General features: G+C 68.7%; 17 protein-coding genes. 12 read left to right on the plus strand and 5 right to left on the minus strand.

Going from position 1 to position 17,622, the window contains the following annotated elements; genetic code table 11:
- Positions 1-2: 2 nt before the first annotated feature.
- Entirely contained in the window at positions 3-1,298 is a 1,296-nt protein-coding gene (locus AC3EF3_RS19305) for a M20/M25/M40 family metallo-hydrolase (protein WP_488533889.1), read from the minus strand.
- Positions 1,299-2,672 carry a glutamine synthetase family protein gene (locus AC3EF3_RS19310; protein WP_488533890.1) on the minus strand — a complete coding sequence of 458 codons (1,374 nt, stop codon included), beginning with the start codon at positions 2,670-2,672 and terminating at the stop codon, positions 1,299-1,301. It lies immediately after the preceding gene.
- 97 nt (positions 2,673-2,769) lie between these two features.
- Here AC3EF3_RS19310 and AC3EF3_RS19315 point away from each other — a divergent pair, with 97 nt between their 5' ends.
- From AC3EF3_RS19315 to AC3EF3_RS19330, 4 genes are all read left to right on the plus strand, one after another.
- Entirely contained in the window at positions 2,770-3,627 is an 858-nt protein-coding gene (locus tag AC3EF3_RS19315) for an EamA family transporter (protein WP_488533891.1), read from the plus strand.
- A gap of 73 nt (positions 3,628-3,700) precedes the next feature.
- Entirely contained in the window at positions 3,701-5,755 is a 2,055-nt protein-coding gene (gene fusA / locus AC3EF3_RS19320; protein ID WP_488533892.1) for an elongation factor G, read from the plus strand.
- A gap of 51 nt (positions 5,756-5,806) precedes the next feature.
- Positions 5,807-6,232, plus strand: a complete 426-nt coding sequence (locus tag AC3EF3_RS19325) for a hypothetical protein (protein ID WP_488533893.1) — start codon at positions 5,807-5,809, stop codon at positions 6,230-6,232.
- Entirely contained in the window at positions 6,229-7,464 is a 1,236-nt protein-coding gene (locus AC3EF3_RS19330; RefSeq protein WP_488533894.1) for an NRAMP family divalent metal transporter, read from the plus strand. Before AC3EF3_RS19325 ends, AC3EF3_RS19330 begins: the two co-directional genes overlap by 4 nt.
- Before the next feature lies 1 nt (position 7,465).
- On the opposite strand, the gene AC3EF3_RS19335 is transcribed toward AC3EF3_RS19330, so the two are convergent.
- Entirely contained in the window at positions 7,466-8,065 is a 600-nt protein-coding gene (locus tag AC3EF3_RS19335; RefSeq protein WP_488533895.1) for a ProQ/FinO family protein, read from the minus strand.
- Between the two features lie 45 nt (positions 8,066-8,110).
- On the opposite strand from AC3EF3_RS19335, the gene AC3EF3_RS19340 reads away from it, so the two are divergent.
- From AC3EF3_RS19340 to AC3EF3_RS19360, 5 genes are all read left to right on the plus strand, one after another.
- On the plus strand, positions 8,111-8,587 hold the full coding sequence (locus AC3EF3_RS19340; RefSeq protein WP_488533896.1) for an FKBP-type peptidyl-prolyl cis-trans isomerase: 477 nt from the start codon (positions 8,111-8,113) through the stop codon (positions 8,585-8,587).
- Between the two features lie 61 nt (positions 8,588-8,648).
- A complete protein-coding gene (locus AC3EF3_RS19345; protein ID WP_488533897.1) occupies positions 8,649-9,677 on the plus strand; it encodes a pirin family protein in 1,029 nt (342 codons plus the stop codon).
- 67 nt (positions 9,678-9,744) lie between these two features.
- Positions 9,745-10,341 (plus strand): RNA polymerase sigma factor, encoded by a 597-nt coding sequence (locus AC3EF3_RS19350; RefSeq protein ID WP_488533898.1) that lies wholly within the window; start codon positions 9,745-9,747, stop codon positions 10,339-10,341.
- The gene (locus AC3EF3_RS19355) at positions 10,338-10,802 is read left to right on the plus strand and encodes a hypothetical protein (protein WP_488533899.1); all 465 of its coding nucleotides are present in this window, start codon (positions 10,338-10,340) and stop codon (positions 10,800-10,802) included. Before AC3EF3_RS19350 ends, AC3EF3_RS19355 begins: the two co-directional genes overlap by 4 nt.
- 23 nt (positions 10,803-10,825) lie before the next feature.
- Positions 10,826-11,740: a hypothetical protein gene (locus AC3EF3_RS19360; RefSeq protein ID WP_488533900.1), complete on the plus strand. Its 915-nt coding sequence runs from the start codon at positions 10,826-10,828 to the stop codon at positions 11,738-11,740.
- Positions 11,741-11,809: 69 nt separating this feature from the next.
- On the opposite strand, the gene gap is transcribed toward AC3EF3_RS19360, so the two are convergent.
- Complete coding sequence (gene gap, locus AC3EF3_RS19365; RefSeq protein ID WP_488533901.1) at positions 11,810-12,811, minus strand: type I glyceraldehyde-3-phosphate dehydrogenase; 1,002 nt, start codon at positions 12,809-12,811, stop codon at positions 11,810-11,812.
- Between the two features lie 78 nt (positions 12,812-12,889).
- Positions 12,890-14,920, minus strand: a complete 2,031-nt coding sequence (gene tkt, locus AC3EF3_RS19370) for a transketolase (RefSeq protein ID WP_488533902.1) — start codon at positions 14,918-14,920, stop codon at positions 12,890-12,892.
- Positions 14,921-15,030: 110 nt separating this feature from the next.
- On the opposite strand from tkt, the gene speD reads away from it, so the two are divergent.
- The 3 genes from speD to AC3EF3_RS19385 are packed head-to-tail and all read left to right on the plus strand — an operon-like array spanning position 15,031 to position 17,586.
- Positions 15,031-15,411: an adenosylmethionine decarboxylase gene (speD, locus tag AC3EF3_RS19375; protein ID WP_488533903.1), complete on the plus strand. Its 381-nt coding sequence runs from the start codon at positions 15,031-15,033 to the stop codon at positions 15,409-15,411.
- A 28-nt stretch (positions 15,412-15,439) separates the two neighbouring features.
- On the plus strand, positions 15,440-16,153 hold the full coding sequence (murU, locus tag AC3EF3_RS19380) for an N-acetylmuramate alpha-1-phosphate uridylyltransferase MurU (RefSeq protein ID WP_488533904.1): 714 nt from the start codon (positions 15,440-15,442) through the stop codon (positions 16,151-16,153).
- A gap of 35 nt (positions 16,154-16,188) precedes the next feature.
- A complete protein-coding gene (locus AC3EF3_RS19385) occupies positions 16,189-17,586 on the plus strand; it encodes an aminopeptidase P N-terminal domain-containing protein (protein WP_488533905.1) in 1,398 nt (465 codons plus the stop codon).
- Positions 17,587-17,622 lie beyond the last annotated feature (36 nt).

Here is a 17,622-nt window from a genome sequence, read left to right on the forward strand (position 1 = left end):
CCTCAGGGCCGGGTGAGCCGGTAGATCAGCAGGGCCGCGCGGATCGCGCCGCGCTCGATCGACGCGATCTCCAGGTCCTCGTCGTCCGTGTGCGCACCGCTGCCGGCTGCGCCCAGGCCGTCGATGCCGGTCGTGTACGGCGCGACGAACTGCACGTCGCCCGCCCCGCGCAGCGACGGGTCGAGCGTATCGATGCGGCCGAAGCCCGCGTCCTGGCTCGCCTTCGAATACAGCTCGACCAGCTTGCGGCCGGCCTCGGTCGGCGGCATCGGCGGGTAGCTCTCGGTGAAACTGATCGCCGCCGACGTGCCGGGCAGGTTGTTCTTCGTCACGATCTCGCGCATCTTCTGGCGCGCGCGTTCGCCCTGCTCGGGCGAGAGGTAGCGCAAGTCGCCCAGCACCTCAGCGTCGCGCGCGATCACGTTGGACTTGCCGAAGGCGGTGGCGGTCGCGGTGTCGTCGGCGTACGCGATGTTGGTGCCGCCGAAGGCCAGCCCCGGGTTGAAGGTGAGGCTCGGCTCGATCACCTGCTCGCGGAAGGCGTTGAGGATACGCGCCGCCTCGTACACCGCGCCGTAGCCGGACCCCGGCGAGAACACGCCTGCGGAATGGCCGGGCTTGCCCTTGACGTGCAACTGCCAGCCGCCGGACGAGCGGCGCGCGATGCTCGCGCTGTCGGTGCCGTCGTGGCGTACGCTGCCTTCGAACGACAGGGCGTAATCGGCACGCTTGCCCATCGCGACCATGTCGGCCCGCGCCGTTTCAAGCGGCCGGCCGGCGCGCTCCTCGTCGCCGGTGAACATGATCTCGACGCGCGTGTTGTCGAGCGCACCCGCGGCCTGCAGCGCGCGCAGCGCCTCGATCATGATCACGTCGCCGCCCTTCATGTCGCTCACGCCCTGGCCGCGCACGCGGTCACCGCGGCGCGCCCACAGCGGCACGCTGCTGCCCTTTTCGAAGACGGTGTCGAGGTGCCCGAGCAGCAACAGGCGCTTGCCTTGCGTTCCTTCGCGCGTCGCGACGAGGTGGCCCGCCCGCTTCATCGCCGGCGGCATGTCGATCCAGCGGGTCTTGAAGCCCAGCTGCTCCAGCTCCGCCCGGTAGATCTCGCCGACCGCACGCACGCCTTCGGGATTCAAGGTGCCGCTGTTGATGCGCACCGATTTCTCCAGCAGCTCGAGGGCCGCCGGCGAGCGCTGCTTGACGGCCGCCACGATGCGCTGTTCGGTATCGGTGAGCTGCGCGAAGGCGTTCGCGACGAAAGCCGCCGACGCGGCCAGGATCCAGAGTTTCTTCATTCAGATGATTTCGAAATACCGTTTCAATTCCCAGTCCGTCACGCCGTCGAGCCACTGGCGCCATTCCCATTCGCGTGTCGCCGCGAAATGCTCGACGAAAGTGTCGCCGAGGAAGTCGCGGGCGATGGCCGATTGGCTGAAGATGCGCGTCGTCTCGATCAGCGTGCGCGGCGCGCGGGGGATATTCTCCGCGCCCTCGTTCGTCCCGGTGATCGGCGGCGCCGTCAGCTTCAATCCCTTCTCCACGCCGTAGATGCCCGCGGCCACCACCGCCGCCATGGCGAGGTAGGGGTTGATGTCGGCGCCGGGGCAGCGCGTTTCCAGCCGGGTGGACTTCGGCGAGCCGGCGATCACGCGGAAACTCGCGGTGCGGTTGTCCATGCCCCAGGTGGGCTTCACGGGTGCCCAGAAGCCGTCGACCAGGCGCTTGTAGCTGTTGATCGTGGGCCAGAACATCGGCGCGAATTCCATCAGGCACTGCACCTGGCCGGCGAGGTAGCTCTCGAACAGCTTGCTCATTCCGCGCGGCGATTTCGCGTCGTAGAACCGGTTGGTCCTGCCGTCCGACAGCGACTGGTGGATGTGGCCGCTGCACCCCGGGTACAGCGGGCTCCACTTGGCCATGAAGCTGGGCATGATGCCGAAGCGCGCGCCGATCTCCTTGGCGCCGGTCTTGAACAGGATCGCGCGGTCGGCCTGCTGCAGCGCCTCGCTGAAGGCGATCGCCGCCTCGTACACGCCCGGGCCGGTCTCGGTGTGCAGGCCCTCGATCGGCACGCCGAAGGCCAGCATCTCGTCCATCAGCGCGTTGAAGAACTCACGATGGGCGTTGGCGCGCAGCAGCGAATACCCGAACATGCCGGGCGTGATCGTCTCGGGCCCGACGCCCTTCTTCGCCGCCCAGCTCTGCGGCGTCTCGCGGAAGTTGAACCACTCGTACTCGACGCCCGTCATCACGCGAAAGCCGGCCTTCTCCGCGCGCGCCAGCACGCGCTTCAGGGTCTGGCGCGGGCAGATCGGGTAGGGGCTGCCGTCGGCGTTGACGAATTCGCCGAGGAAGAAGTCGACGTTGTCGTCCCAGGGCACCCGGCGGTGCGTATCGAGGTCCAGCCGCGCGAGCGCGTCCGGGAAACCGTGCTGCCAGCCCGTGACCCGGGCGTTGTCGTAAGTGACATCGCCCACGTCCCAGCCGAACACCACGTCGCAGAAGCCGAAGCCGCCGCCCGGCCCCGGGTCGGCGGCGCCCTCGAACTTGTCCCTGTGCAGGTACTTGCCGCGCAGCACGCCGTCGATGTCGCTCGCGGCAACCTTCACCTTGCTCGCGCCGCTCTTGCGGATCGCGGCGAGGGCGGGATGAACCTTGGCAGTGGCCATGGGACAGTCGGTCCTTTCTCGCATGCTGCGCCGACAGCCTACGCGAAAACGACGGGTTCGTGGGAAGGGCGCGCGTGCACTACATTTGGCCGGGAAGATGACCGCTCCCCTGACACTCACCTGGCCCGTGGCCGGCGCCGTGCTGTTCGGCGCACTGCTGCACGCGAGCTGGAACGCGCTGGTCAAATCCAGCGAGGACAAGCAGCTCGATACGGCCGTCATGCGCATGGTCGGCGCCGCGCTGGCGTTGCCCTTCCTGTTCGCGGTCGGCCTGCCGGCGCCGGCATCGTGGCCGTTCATCGCCGCGTCGGTGGTGGTCCACATCGCCTACTACGCGACGCTGACGAACGCCTACCAGCACGGTGAGCTGGGCCTGACTTATCCGCTGATGCGCGGCACGGCGCCGCTGCTGGTCGCGCTGTCCGCCGCCGCGACCGTGGGCGAGCACCCCTCGCCGCTCGCATGGGCGGGCGTGCTGGGCATCAGCGGCGGCGTGCTGGCGCTCGGCCTCGTCGGGCGCGCGACGGCGTCGCGCCGCGCGGTCGGTTTCGCGCTCGCGAACGCGGTGGTGATCGCGCTGTACACGGTGGTCGATGCGCTGGGCATCCGGCGCAGCGGCGCCCCGCTGCAGTACGTGCTGTTGCTGTTCGTCTTGAACGGCTGGCCCTTCGCGATCGCCGTGACCACGCGCCGCGGCCGCGCGCAAGTCTGGCCCTATGTCCGCCGGCGCTGGCCAGTGGCGGCGGCCGGTGCGGCGGCGTCGCTCGCCTCGTACGGCATCGCGCTGTGGGCCATGACGCAGGCGCCCGTCGCCACCGTCGCGGCCCTGCGCGAAACGTCGGTGCTGTTCGCGGCGATCCTGGGGACGTGGCTGCTCAGGGAAGCGTTCACCTGGCACCGCGCCGCAGGGACGGCGGCCATCGTCGCGGGTGTCATGGCCTTGCGGTTGGGCTAGGAGCGGGGCAACCCGGGCTTCCCCGCCGCGCTTTCCCGGGCTTAACATGGCAGCCCACTCCCAGGAGGTCGTGATGCCCATTGCTTCGGAGATTGCCGCGCTGCGGACCCTCGCGCTGGTCGGACCGGCAACGTCGGGCAAGACGACCCTCGTGGAAGCCTTGCTGTGGAAGGCGGGCGTGATCGGCGCGCCCGGCAGCGTCGAACGCGGCAGCACGGTGAGCGACTTCGATCCGCTGGAGAAGAAGGCGCAGCGCTCGCTCAACTCATCCGTGGTTCACCTCAAGCGCGGCGACGTCACCGTTCACGTCATCGACACGCCCGGTGCGCCCGATTTCCTCGGGCAGTCGCTGCCCGCGCTGGAAGCGGTGGAGACGGCGGCGGTGGTCATCAATGCGTCCACGGGCGTGGAGCCGATGGCCGTGCGGATGATGGACTGGGCGGCCGAGCGCGAGCGCGACCGCATCATCGTCGTCAACAAGATCGATGCGCAGGGCGTGAACCTGCAGGCCGTCGTGGCGCAGATCCAGGAGGCGTTCGGCAAGGAATGCCTGCCGGTCAACCTGCCCGCGGCTAACGGCCTGCGGGTGCTCGACTGTTTCTGGGACCGGGGCGGCAACAGCGAGGCCACCGATTTCTCCTCGGTCGCCAAGGCGCACAGCGCCATCGTCGAGCAGATCGTCGAAGTCGATTCCGGATTCGTCGAACGCTACCTCAACGACGGCGACGTCGACCCCTCGGAGCTGCACCAGCCGCTCGAACAGGCGCTGCGCGAAGGGCACCTGATCCCGATCTGCTTCGTCTCCGCGCGCACCGGCGCCGGCGTCCCGGAGCTGCTCGACATCGTCGCCAGGCTGCTGCCCGACCCGACTGAAAGCAACCCGCCGCATTTCCTCAATGGCGAGGGGCCCGGCGCGAAGCCGCTCACGCCGGAAGTCGATCCGGCCAAGCACGTGCTCGCGCATGTCTTCAAGATCACGCAGGACCCCTACGTCGGCAAGATGGGCGTGATCCGCGTGCACCAGGGCACGATCACCAAGGACAGCCAGCTCTACGTGGGCGATGCGCGCCGCCCGTTCAAGGTCGGGCACCTGTTCACGCTCCAGGGAAAGGATTACACCGAGATCCAGCGCGCGGTGCCGGGCGACATCTGCGCGATCGCGAAAGTGGAGGAGCTGCACTTCGACGCCGTGCTGCACGACGCCACCGAGGACGAGCATATCCACCTGCAGCCGCTGAATTTCCCCGTGCCGGTGCATGGTCTGGCGATCGAGCCGAAGAAGCGCGGCGACGAGCAGCGCCTGCACGACATCCTGCAGAAGGTGGTGAGCGAGGATCCGTGCCTGAAGCTGCAGCACGTCGCCCAGACCAACGAGACCGTGGTCTACGGCCTGGGCGAACTGCAATTGCGTTCGCTGCTGGACCGGCTGACCGAGGTCTACAAGTGCGAGGTGGCGACGCGACCGCCCAAGATCGCGTACCGCGAGACCGTCACCGCGCCGGCCGAAGGCCATCACCGCCACAAGAAGCAGACCGGCGGCGCCGGCCAGTTCGGCGAGGTGTTCCTGCGCATCGAGCCCCTGCCGCGCGGCAGCGGCTTCCAGTTCGTCGACGAGGTGAAGGGCGGCGCGATCCCGAGCAACTTCATGCCTGCCGTGGAGAAAGGCGTGCGGCTCGCGATGGAAGAGGGCGTCATCGCCGGCTACCCGGTGGTGGACCTCAAGGTGGTCGTGTACGACGGCAAGCACCACACGGTGGACAGCAAGGAGATCGCGTTCGTCACCGCGGGAAAGAAGGCGCTGCAGGCCGCCGTTCAGGCGGCGCGCCCCTGCGTGCTGGAGCCGATCGTCAACGTGGAGATCTCCGCGCCCGAGCAGTACATGGGCGACATCACCGGTGATCTCGCGTCGCGCCGCGGCCAGGTCAGTGGCACCCAGTCGGCGTCCGCCGGCGCGCTGACGGTGATCGCGCAGGCGCCGCTGTCGGAACTGGCGAGCTACCAGTCGCGCCTGAACTCGCTCACCGGCGGCCAGGGCGGCTACACGGTGGAGTTCAGCCATTACGAGCCGGTGCCGCCGAACGTGCAGCACCAGCTCGCCTCGCAATACAAGATCCGCGACGAGGGCTGACGGCTTCGGCCTACAGGGGGCACCCGGCGGCCGGGCTACAACCGGCTGAGCATGAGGCCCCTCGTCCGTCTCTTCTTCGCCGCCGGCTCCGCGCTTGCACTGGTCGCGTGCGAGTCGCCGACGGCCGGCCTGGACGCGCACGAACTCTCGGTGGCGGCGCAGCAGGTCACCAGCCTCGCCGGTGAGGCCGAATGGCTGGCGCAGCAGCTGCGCGAGCGCCACATCACCTCGCCGATGGCGTGGGTGCACCAGCAGGCCCTGGGACAGGATGCGGTGAAGGTCGCGGGCGACCTGGCAAGACCGGTCCCGCCCGCGCTGCGGTCCCGCCACGACACCTTGTCGCAATTGGACGCGCGCCTGCAGGCGCAGGTGCAGCGCATCGCGCCCGCTTCGGGCGACGTCGCCGAACTGGAGGCCTTGCAGCGCGAGTTCCGCGCCCTGGCCGAGCAGGCGCGGCCCCTGGGACGCGAATCGTGAGCCAGCTGCTCGAGCTGTTCCTCGGCGTGATGACGTCGCTGGGCGGCTTCGTCGACATCGGCGAGCTGGTGTTCGCGATCGGCGCGGGCGCGCACTTCGGCTACCTGCTGCTGTGGGTCGTGGTGCTCGGCACGATCGGCATCATCCTGTTCGGCGAAATGTCGGGACGCATGGCCGCGGTGCTGAAGGAACCCACCTTCAACATCGTGCGCGACCGCTACGGATTCGCGCTCGGTCTGGCCGTGCTCGTCGCGTCGAACTTCGTCAACGTACTCACCTGCGCGGCCGAGATCGGCGGGCTCGCCGTCATCCTGCAGATCCTGTTTCCCGTGAACCTGCGGCTGATGCTGCTGGCCGCCGCGATGTTCCTGCTCGTGTCCACCTACGTGCTGAAGTTCAAGTGGATCGAACGCTTCTATGGCCTGCTCGGGCTGTTGCTGCTGGTGTTCGCCGTGGCCGCCTGGAAGCTGCAGCCGGACTGGTCGGCGGGACTGCATGGCCTGTGGCCGCATGCGCCCGAGCCCGGCATGCCGGGCTGGGCCATGTACGCCTACTACGCGGTCGGCCTGTTCAGCTCGATCCTGATGCCCTACGAGATCTACTTCTATTCGTCCGGCGGGATCGAAGACGACTGGACCCCCAAGGACCTCACGATCAACAAGATCACCTCGGGCGTGGGCTTCCTGCTCGGCGGCATGCTGGTGTTCGCGCTGATCTCCGTCGGCGCGACGCTGTACCTGCCGCACGACGTCGTGCCGCAGCGACTGAGTTCCACCGTGCTGGGCGCAGCCATCCCGCTGGGGATCGCCGGCTTCTGGTTCGCCCTGGCGGGGATCTTCTTCGCGGTCGGCGGTGCAGCGGTGGAAACGGCGCTCGCGGCCGCCTACAACGTCGCGCAATTCTTCGATTTCAAATGGGGCAAGCGCCTGAAGCCCGGCGAGGTGCCGCTCTTCACCGCCTGCTGGATGGGCGCCGTGGCGATCGGCCTGCTGGTCTCGCTGTCGGGCGCGAACCCGGTCGACATCGTCGAATACTCGGTGATCTTCGCCGTGGTCGTGCTGCCGTTCACGTACTACCCGGTGCTGCGCCTGGCCGACGACCGCGAGGCGATGGGCGAGCACGTCAATTCGCCCATCGTGCGCGTGCTGGGCTGGATCTACCTCGGGCTGATCACCGTGGCGGCCGTCGCGGCGATCCCGCTGATGGTCGTCACCGACATGGGCAAGGGCTAGGCTAGGCGATCGCTGCGCGGACCTCGGCCACCTGCATGCCGTACATCTCGGCGAACTCCTCGACGCTCTTGCCGCTGGCTTCGTACGCGCGGCGCACGGCTTCGCGTTTCGCGGTCCGGGCGGCGATTTCGGCAAAGGCTTCATCGAGCAGCGCGAGCGCCTCGTCGTCCTTGGCCGCCACGCGTTCCAGGTACGCGTCGCGCGACAGGCCCGAGGCCTCGACCGCGCGCACCAGCCGCTCGACCAGCCAGGGCCGCAGGTTTTCCTTCGAGCGCAGCTGGCGCCGGCGGAACACTTCCATGATCGCGTGGTGCACATGCTCGGGCGCGACGTCTTCGACCGGCTGCCCGTCGACGTCGTGCCGCTTCGCACCCGAAGCCACGGCTTCGAGGTAGCGGGTCGAGCGCGCGTGCACGCCCAGCGCGGCTTTCAGCTCCTCCTTCGTGAACGCCTCCGGATGCGCGGCCAGCAGGTCATGGAAGATGCCGAGCTTGAGCGGCAGGAAACGCGCGCCGAACAGTTGCGGATGGAAGTGCGCGAGCTTGTCCAGCACGGGTCGCGCATCGATGAACGGGCGCGGGGTCTTCTTGTCTTCGGTCATAGGCAGCCCTCAACTGTAGCGGACGTCCTCGGGCAGAATGGCCGCATGAAAATCGAAAAGGACACCGTCGTCAGCCTGCGCTACAAGGTCGCGGAAGCGAACGGCAAGCTCATCGAGGAAAGCCGCGAGCCCCTGGTCTACCTGCACGGCGGCTACGACAACACGCTGCCGAAGATCGAGCAGGCCCTCGAAGGCAGGGAGCCGGGCGCCGAAGTCTCGCTGCAGCTCAAGCCCGAAGACGCGTTCGGCGTGCGTGACGAGTCGCTCAAGCGCACCATCAGCAAGAAGGACTTCCCGCCCGGGGTGAAGGTCGGCGGGCAGCTGGAGGGCGTCACCGACAGCGGCCAGCCGCACGTGTTCCATGTCATGAAGATCAAGGGCGACCAGGTATTGCTGGACGGCAACCATCCGCTGGCCGGCAAGGACCTGCGCTTCCAGCTCAAGGTCGTGGACGTGCGACGCGCCACGGCCGAGGAGATCGAGCACCGCCACGTGCACGGCGCCGGCGGCCATCACCACTGACGCAACGCACCGTTCCGGGAACAGGCCTTATCGCCGGCGGGAACACCCTCACATGGGAGCGATGATGAACCCCACCTCACCCGTCCTGAACATCCAGCCGCTCGGCTTTCCCTGGGCTACGGTCGACCCGTTCCTGTTCTGCGCGTACCACGAGGACGCCTACCCGCAAGGCAACGGCGAGTTCGGCCCCAAGGTCGCGCTCGACGGCCGGCAGATCGGCTCGGACTTCAGCCGCAAGGACGGCTGGAGCATGTACCACGGCGACACGGTGCCGGGCTTTCCCGCGCACCCGCACCGCGGCTTCGAGACCGTGACCATCGTTCGCAAGGGCCTGATCGACCACGCCGATTCGCTCGGCGCGACGGCGCGCTTCGGCGAGGGCGATGTCCAATGGGTCACGGCCGGTGAGGGCATCGTGCACTCTGAGATGTTCCCGCTGCTGAAGGAGGACGAGGCCAACCCGGCCGAGCTGTTCCAGATCTGGCTGAACCTGCCGGCGAAGTCGAAGATGGTGAAGCCGCACTTCACGATGTTCTGGTCGCAGCAGGTGCCCAAGCTGGTGGCCAAGGACGCCGCCGGGCGCGCGACCGTGGTCGCGGTGGTCGCCGGTGCGCTCGAAGGCGCGGCCGATCCGCTCGCGCCGCCGCCCGAGTCCTGGGCCGCACGCGAGGACTCGGATGTCGCGATCTGGACGATCCGGATGGAGCCCGGGGCAACCTGGACGCTGCCGGCGGCTCGCGGCGAGGACACGCGCCGCACGCTGTATTTTTTCAAAGGCAGCGGCGCGCGTGTCGGTGGCGAGCAGGTCACGGCGCCGGCGGCAATCGAAGTGCGTGCCGGCACCGCGATCGAACTGGTGGCGGGGGATGCCGTCGCGGAGTTCCTGCTCCTGCAGGGCCGCCCGATCGCCGAACCGGTGGCGCAGTACGGCCCGTTCGTGATGAACACGCAGGCCGAGATCATGCAGGCCATGCAGGACTACCGCCGCACGCAATTCGGCGGCTGGCACTGGCCCGACATGGCCCCGGTGCATGGGGGCGAGCCCAAGCGCTTTGCGAAGTACCCGGACGGGCGCGTCGAAACGCCTTAGAAGTTCCGGAAACTTTTCCGATACCTCAGCGCAATAGAGTCAGGAAGCCGAACAAGAACCTGACCTGATGCGCTGGCCCCAGCGGCGACACACCGAAGAAACCGACCTCATGGGGCGGCTCGCCGCCGGCGACCGCCAGGCCCTCGACCTGATCTACCGGGCCGAGGCGGGCGAGGTCTATCGTTTCGCCCTGGCCGTGTCGGGCAACGCCGCCTGGGCCGCCGATGCCGTGCAGGACGCCTTCGTGCACCTGGCGGAAAAGCCGCAAGGCTATGACCGCCATCAGGGGCCGCTGCGCGCCTACCTGTGCGGCATCGTGCGCTACAAGCTGCTCGCCCGCTGGCGCGAATCGTCCGGCATCAGGACGATCGCCGACGACGCGCCGGACGAGGACGAAGGCGCCCTGCACGGCACGCCGCACATCCCGTCGCCCGAGGCCGACCTCGCGCGCTCGCAGGACACCCAGGCGCTGTGGCATGCGATCGCGCGCCTGCCCTGGGTCTTTCGCGAGGCGCTGGTGCTGGTCGACATCCAGGAACGCACTTACACCGAGGCCGCGCGGATCGCCGGCGTCGACATCAACACCCTGCGCACGCGATTGCACCGCGCGCGCAAACGCCTCGCCGACATGCTCGCCCCCGCACCGCACGCCTTGCCGACATGAAAGACAACGACCTCGCCCGGCGCCTCGCGCTCGCCTCGCACGAATTGCGCGCACAACTGCCGCCGGCCACGCTGCTGCCGGCCATCCATCGCGGCCTGGATCGTGGCCGCTGGAATCCGCGCACGGGCGGCCCACGCTGGCTGTCGTGGTTCGGCTGGGCCGGCCTGAGCACGGCCTGCGTCGCCCTGGCGGCGGCGCTCGTCCTGAACTCGATGCTGGGCGAGGACGTGCAGCCGTCGGCCGCCGCCGAGGACGGCTTCGTCACGCTGGTGAACAACGACGTCTGGCAGCGCGCCCGCACCGACACCGGGCGCACCTGGCTGGTCACGACCGAGCTGCCGCATTCGCGCCTGGCCGCGCTCGGCCTGCCCTACGACCCCGCCCGCGCCGGCGAGCGCGTGCCCGCGCAACTGCTGATGCACAGCTCGGGCGAAGTGCTCGCCGTGCGCCTGAACCGATGAAATCGAAAGCCGGAGGAACCACGATGAACAACCGATTTGCAGCAGGCTTCGCGGCTGCCGCGCTGTGCGCCGCGAGCGGCGTGGCGCGGGCGCAGCCCGCGTCCGACGTGCAATGGGTGGGCGGGCCGATGCGGCACGACATCCTGTTCATGGCCGGCGCGCAACTCGACCAGGAGCGCATCGTCCAAGGCGCGCCCTACTGCGCGGATGCCGTGCACGAGACCGTGCAGGTGCTGGCGGATGGCAACCGCATCGTGCAGCGCCAGGCCTCGCGCCAGTGCCGCGACGGGCAGGGCCGCACGCGCCAGGAGATCACCACGCCCGGGGGCCGCGTCAACGTCTACCTGCGCGACCCGGTCGCGCACGAGGCCTGGATGCTGGACGCCGACCGCAAGCTGGCAGTGCGCCTGGATGCGCCGCGTCTGGCGATGGGCTCGGGCGGCGAGCCGCATGCGTGGGACCGCCTGGTCGGCTGGACCCACGGCGTGCGCGACAAGTTCTTCCAGACCTTCCGCAGCAGCGACCCGCTTCCGCCTCCTGCGCCGCCTGGCGCCGACGGCGGGCCCGAGCACAGCCATATGGGCCCCCCGCCGATCGCGCTGCACGCGCGCCTGCTGGGCCCGCGCGGACCCGGGACGACCACGCTGCTGCCGGGCGAGACCATCGACGGCCTGCGCGCGGACGGCAAGCGCACCGTGTGGACCATCGAGGCCGGCAAGATCGGGAACGAAAAGCCGATCACGATCGTCAATGAGGTATGGAGTTCGCCCGAACTCGGCATCACGCTCAGGACGCGCGATGTGGACCCCGTGGTGGGCGAAGCGAGCTTCCACGTGCAGAACGTTGCACGGGGGGAACCGCCAGCGGACCTGTTCAGGGTGCCGGCCGAATTCGCGAAAGTTTCATCACCGGCGGTGATGATGCGAAGCCGGCCCTGACCGGATCTCCAGACTCCCTGCCGAGGGGGTCTTTCCGCCCCGCGCCGCCAGGCGCGGGGCTTTTTTCATTTACTTCGCGGCGACGACGCGGGCCATCTCCAGGCACTTGTTGGAGTAGCCCCACTCGTTGTCGTACCAGGCGACCAGCTTGACGAAAGTGGCATCGAGCGCGATGCCGGCGTCGGCGTCGAAGATCGAGGTGCGCGCGTCGCCGCGGAAATCGGTCGCGACGACCTTGTCCTCGGTGTAGCCCAGGATGCCCTTGAGCGCGCCCTGCGACTGCGCCTTCATCTCGGCGCAGATCTCGGCATAGGTCGCGGACTTCTCGAGCTCACAGGTCAGGTCGACCACCGACACGTCGGAGGTCGGCACGCGGAAGCTCATGCCGGTGAGCTTCTTGTTCAGCTCGGGGATCACCACGCCCACCGCCTTGGCCGCGCCGGTGGAGGAGGGAATGATGTTCTCGAGGATGCCGCGGCCGCCGCGCCAGTCCTTGTTCGACGGGCCGTCCACGGTCTTCTGCGTCGCGGTGGCGGCGTGCACGGTGGTCATCAGGCCGCGCTTGATGCCCCACTTGTCGTTCATCACCTTGGCCAGCGGCGCCAGGCAGTTGGTCGTGCACGAGGCGTTGGAGATGATCGCCTGGCCCTTGTAGGTCTTGTCGTTGACGCCGAACACGAACATCGGCGTGTCGTCCTTCGACGGGGCCGAGATGATGACCTTCTTCGCACCGGCCGCCAGGTGCTTCTCGGCCGAGGCCTTGTCGAGGAAGAGGCCGGTGGACTCGATCACCACGTCGGCGCCGACGTCGCCCCACTTGAGGTTGGCCGGATCGCGCTCCTGCGTCAGCCGCACGCGCTTGCCGTTGACGATGAGCGTGTTGTTGTCCACCGCGATCTCGCCCTTGAAGCGGCCGTGCACGCTGTCGTACTGCAGCATGTAGGCGAGGTAATTCGGCTCGAGCAGGTCGTTGATGCCGACGATCTCGATGTCCGGGAAGCTCTGCACGGCGGCGCGCAGCACGTTGCGGCCGATGCGCCCGAATCCGTTGATGCCGATCTTGAGGGTCATGGGTGGCTCCAGAGTTGAAAGACGAATTCCGCTAGTTCCGATCTTGCCGTATCGCGCTGCTCAGCAGGTCGATCCACGTCAACGAGACAGCACTGCGCGCACGGTTTCCGCAACGTTCTCCGGCGTGAACCCGAAGTGCTTGAACAGCACGTTGGCGGGCGCCGACTCGCCGTAGGTGTCGATGCCGACGACCGCGGCGCAGCCGTATTTCCACCAGCCGTCCGTCGCGCCCATCTCCACGGCGACGCGCGGGATGCCGGCGGGCAGCACCGATTCCTTGTATGCCCGCGGCTGGCGGTCGAAGGTGGTGGTGCTGGGCATCGAGACCACGCGCACCGCGATGCCTTGCGCGCCCAGCTGTTCCTGCGCCTTCAGCGCGTGCTGCACTTCCGAGCCGGTCGCGATGATCACCGCCTGCGGCTTGCCGCTCACGCCGACTTCGCCCGGCTCGGCCAGCACGTAGCCACCTTTGGCGATGCCGTCGAGATTGGCCTTGGGCGCGTACGGCAGGTTCTGGCGCGACAGCAGCAGCGCCGTCGGCTTGTCGGTATTGCGCAGCGCGACGCTCCAGGCCACGGCCGTCTCGGCGGTGTCGCACGGCCGCCAGACGTCGAGGTTAGGGATCAGGCGCAGGCTGGCGGCATGCTCGATCGACTGGTGCGTCGGGCCGTCCTCGCCCAGGCCGATCGAATCGTGCGTGAAGACATGGATCACGCGCCGCTTCATCAGCGCCGCCATGCGGATCGCGTTGCGGCTGTAGTCGCTGAAGGTCAGGAAGGTGCCGCCGTACGGGATGTAGCCGCCGTGCAGCGCGATGCCGTTCATCACCGCGGCCATGCCGAACTCGCGCACGCCGTAATTGATGTGGCGGCCGATCTTGCCGTCGTCCGTTTTCTTTACCTCGCCGGCGAGGTCGAAGCGCAGCGGCGCCGTGCTCTTGGTGTTGGTGAGGTTCGAGCCGGTGAGGTCGGCCGAGCCGCCCAGCATCTCGGGCAACGCGGCGGTGAACGCTTCCAGCGCGAGTTGCGAGGCCTTGCGCGAGGCGACCGTCTCGGCCTTGGCGTGCGCGGCCACGGCGCTGTCGTTGGCGACCTGCGCGAAGTTCGCGGGCAGCTCGCCCTTCATGCGGCGCGTGAATTCGGCCGCGAGCTCCGGGTACGCCTTCGCATACGCGGCGAAGCGCCCGTTCCACTCGGCCTCGACCTGCTTGCCCTTGGCCTTCGCGTCCCAATGCGTGTAGACCTCGCCCGGCACCACGAAGGGCTCGTGCGGCCAGCCGATCGCCTCGCGCGTCAGCTTCACCTCCTCCAGGCCCAGCGCCTCGCCGTGCGCCTTGGCGGTGTTGACGCGGTTCGGGCTGCCCTTGCCGATCTGGGTCTTGCACACGATCAGCGTCGGCTTGGTGGCGCTGCGCTTCGCATCGGCGATCGCGCGGTCGACGGCGGCGACGTCGTGGCCATCGATCGGGCCGATCACGTTCCAGCCGTAGGCGCGGAAGCGCGCGGGGGTGTCGTCGACGAACCAAGGCGTGACCTGGCCGTCGATCGAGATGCCGTTGTCGTCGTAGATCGCGACCAGCTTGTTCAACTTCCACGCCGCGGCCAGGGCGCAGGCCTCGTGGCTGATGCCTTCCATCAGGCAGCCGTCGCCCAGGAACACATAGGTGTGGTGGTCGACGACCGCATGCCCGTCGCGGTTGAACTCGCTGGCCAGCAGCTTCTCGGCGAGCGCCATGCCGACCGCGTTGGTGATGCCCTGGCCGAGCGGGCCGGTGGTGGTCTCGACGCCGGGCGTGATGCCGACCTCGGGGTGGCCCGGCGTCTTGCTGTGCAACTGGCGGAAGTTCCTGAGTTCCTCCAGCGGCAGGTCGTAGCCGGTGAGATGCAGCAGGGCGTAGACCAGCATCGAGCCGTGGCCGTTCGAGAGCACGAAACGGTCGCGGTCGGCCCAGTGCGGGTTCGCCGGGTTGTGCTTCAGGTGACGGCCCCACAGCGCGACGGCGATGTCCGCCATGCCCATGGGGGCGCCCGGATGGCCGGAATTCGCTTGTTGCACGGCATCCATGGCGAGCGCGCGGATCGCGTTCGCCATCAGTGTTTCATTCGCCATCGTTCGGCTTCCGGGGAGGGTGTATCGGGGGAAACCCCAGATTTTACTTGCCGCGCTGATGAGCACTTTCCGCCGGGGTCAGGCGTGCCGCATGGTCTAAAGTCAGGGCCATGCAGGGGCTGCACCTCACCGCCGATCTGTACCAGTGCCGCTGCGACGCCGCGTGGCTCACCGACGCGCAGCAGCTGGGCGACTGGTGCCTGCAGGCCGTGAAGGCCGTGGGCCTGGAGGGGGTCAACCACCTGTTCCACACCTTTCCCGGGACCGACCAGGGGCCGGGCGGCGTGACGGCCACCGTGCTGCTGGCCGAATCGCACGTGTGCCTGCACACCTGGCCGGAGCAGCGCGCCGTGACCGTGGATGTCTATGTCTGCAACTTCGGCGCCGACCACTCCGCCAAGGCGCGCGGCTTGATGGACGCACTGATCCAGCGCTTCGCGCCCGAATGGACCGAGCAGCGATCGCTCGATCGCGGCAGCGACGAGGCGTGATAGCAAGAGACGAGGAAGAATCGACACGATGGCACTCGCGCAAGCGATGATCCTGGCCGCCGGGCGCGGCGAGCGCATGCGGCCGCTGACGGACCGCACCCCCAAGCCGCTGCTGCAGGTGCGCGGCAAGCCGCTGATCGAATGGCATATCGAGGCGCTGGCCCGCGCCGGCATCGAGGACATCGTGATCAACACGGCGTGGCTCGAGGAGCAGATCGTCGAACGCGTCGGCGACGGCGCGCGCTGGGGCGTGAAGCTTCATTACTCGCTCGAGGGCCGCGACCATGGCGGCGCGCTCGAGACGGCGGGCGGCATCGCGAAGGCGCTGCCCTTGCTGGCTGACTGCTTCTGGGTGCTCTCCGCCGACATCCACGTGCCGCGTTTTGTTTTCACCGAGGAAGCGCTGCGGCGCTTCGAGGCTTCCGGCATGCTGGCGCACCTGTGGCTGGTGCCGAATCCGGCGTTCCACGCCAAGGGCGATTTCGGCATCGGCGCCGACGGCGTGGGCCTCGCGGAAGGCACCGGGCCCGACGGCCGGCGCTGGACCTACGCCAACATCGCGCTGGTGCGGCGGGAGCTGTGCGCGCACATCGCGCCCGGCCAGCACGCGGCGCTGGGGCCGCTGCTGTATGACGGCATGCGGCAGCGCCGCATCACCGTCGAGCCGTATGCGGCAGAATGGCACAACCTCGGCACGCCCCAACAGGTCGAAGCGCTGAACGCCGCCGCACCGGCGGCATGAAGCGCCCGAGGCTCCATCGCACCACGAAGGACACCATGAAGACCGACGTTCCCTACACCCTCTACGCGGATCGCCGCGCCCGCGTCGCCAAGCGGCTCGGCAAGGGCGACATCGCCATCATCCCGACGGCGCCGGAGCGCCCGCGCAATCGCGACAGCGACTTCCTGTTCCGGTTCGACAGCTACTTCTACTATCTCACCGGCTTCACCGAGCCGAATGCCTGCCTCGTGATCACGGGCGACGGCCGATCGCTGCTGTTCTGCGCGCCCAAGGACCTCGAACGCGAAATCTGGGACGGCTTCCGCCTGGGGCCCGAGGCGGCGCCGGCGGTGCTGGGTGTCGATTCGGCGGCGTCGATCGACGAGCTCGATGCGCAGCTGCCCAAGCTGCTGGAGAACAAGGGCGCCGTGTGGTACCCCTTCGGCATCCACGCGGGGCTCGAGGCACGCGTGGCCACGTGGCTGCAGCAGGTGCGCGCGCGGGTGCGCTACGGCGCCCTGTGCCCCGAGGAGCAGCGTGACCTGTGCGTGGTCCTCGACGAGATGCGCCTGGTCAAGGACGCGCACGAGCTGGACGTGATGCGCCGCGCCGCGCAGATCAGCGCCCGCGGCCACGTGCGGGCGATGAAGATGTCGGCGCGCTGGCTGCGCGAGGGGCGCGAGCTGCGCGAGTACCACCTCGATGCCGAACTGCTGCACGAGTTCCGCCTGGGCGGTTCGCAGCACCCGGCGTACAGCTCGATCGTCGCCGCCGGACCGAACGCCTGCGTGCTGCACTACCACGCCGATGCGGCCCCGGTGAAGGCCGGCGAGCTGGTGCTGATCGACGCGGGCTGCGAGCTCGACGGCTACGCCAGCGACATCACGCGCACCTTCCCCGCCAGCGGCAAGTTCACCGGCCCGCAACGCCAGCTGTACGAGCTGGTGCTCGCCTCGCAGCAGGCGGCCATCGACGCGACCAGGCCGGGCGCGCGTTTCACCGACCCGCACGAGGCGACGGTGAGGGTGCTCGCGCAAGGCATGCTCGATGTGGGCCTGCTGGACGGCAACAAGGTCGGCCTGCTTTCCGACGTCATCGAGAAGCGCGCGTATTTCCAGTTCTACATGCACCGAACCGGCCACTGGCTGGGGCTGGATGTGCACGATTGCGGCAGCTACGTCGAGCCGTCGGAAGTCGGCAAGGTCGACGAGCGCAAGGACCCGCTGTCGGGCGAGATCATCCAGAACCGCCCCGCGCGCCTGTTGCAGCCCGGCAATGTGCTCACGATCGAGCCGGGCCTCTACGTGCGCCCGGGCGAAGGCGTGCCGGAGAAGTTCCACCACATCGGGATCCGCATCGAGGACGACGCGGTGGTGACGAAGGACGGCTGCGAGCTGATCTCGCGCGGCGTGCCGGTCAAGCCCGACGAGATCGAGGCGCTGATGCGCGATTGAGGTTTTCCGCCGCGCGCGCAACATAGAATCGCCGGC

It is taken from the genome of Ramlibacter sp. GS1-15, assembly GCF_057785015.1.

Excerpts from the sequence above, each read along its gene's own strand:
- AC3EF3_RS19335 (WP_488533895.1), bottom strand. The coding sequence starts at position 8,065 with ATGACCGAAGACAAGAAGACCCCGCGCCCGTTCATCGATGCGCGACCC.
- AC3EF3_RS19350 (WP_488533898.1), top strand. The coding sequence starts at position 9,745 with ATGCGCTGGCCCCAGCGGCGACACACCGAAGAAACCGACCTCATGGGG.
- murU (WP_488533904.1), top strand. The coding sequence starts at position 15,440 with ATGGCACTCGCGCAAGCGATGATCCTGGCCGCCGGGCGCGGCGAGCGC.
- fusA (WP_488533892.1), top strand. The coding sequence starts at position 3,701 with ATGCCCATTGCTTCGGAGATTGCCGCGCTGCGGACCCTCGCGCTGGTC.
- AC3EF3_RS19340 (WP_488533896.1), top strand. The coding sequence starts at position 8,111 with ATGAAAATCGAAAAGGACACCGTCGTCAGCCTGCGCTACAAGGTCGCG.
- AC3EF3_RS19355 (WP_488533899.1), top strand. The coding sequence starts at position 10,338 with ATGAAAGACAACGACCTCGCCCGGCGCCTCGCGCTCGCCTCGCACGAA.
- AC3EF3_RS19325 (WP_488533893.1), top strand. The coding sequence starts at position 5,807 with ATGAGGCCCCTCGTCCGTCTCTTCTTCGCCGCCGGCTCCGCGCTTGCA.
- AC3EF3_RS19315 (WP_488533891.1), top strand. The coding sequence starts at position 2,770 with ATGACCGCTCCCCTGACACTCACCTGGCCCGTGGCCGGCGCCGTGCTG.
- AC3EF3_RS19305 (WP_488533889.1), bottom strand. The coding sequence starts at position 1,298 with ATGAAGAAACTCTGGATCCTGGCCGCGTCGGCGGCTTTCGTCGCGAAC.
- AC3EF3_RS19345 (WP_488533897.1), top strand. The coding sequence starts at position 8,649 with ATGATGAACCCCACCTCACCCGTCCTGAACATCCAGCCGCTCGGCTTT.
- gap (WP_488533901.1), bottom strand. The coding sequence starts at position 12,811 with ATGACCCTCAAGATCGGCATCAACGGATTCGGGCGCATCGGCCGCAAC.
- AC3EF3_RS19360 (WP_488533900.1), top strand. The coding sequence starts at position 10,826 with ATGAACAACCGATTTGCAGCAGGCTTCGCGGCTGCCGCGCTGTGCGCC.
- speD (WP_488533903.1), top strand. The coding sequence starts at position 15,031 with ATGCAGGGGCTGCACCTCACCGCCGATCTGTACCAGTGCCGCTGCGAC.
- AC3EF3_RS19385 (WP_488533905.1), top strand. The coding sequence starts at position 16,189 with ATGAAGACCGACGTTCCCTACACCCTCTACGCGGATCGCCGCGCCCGC.
- AC3EF3_RS19310 (WP_488533890.1), bottom strand. The coding sequence starts at position 2,672 with ATGGCCACTGCCAAGGTTCATCCCGCCCTCGCCGCGATCCGCAAGAGC.
- tkt (WP_488533902.1), bottom strand. The coding sequence starts at position 14,920 with ATGGCGAATGAAACACTGATGGCGAACGCGATCCGCGCGCTCGCCATG.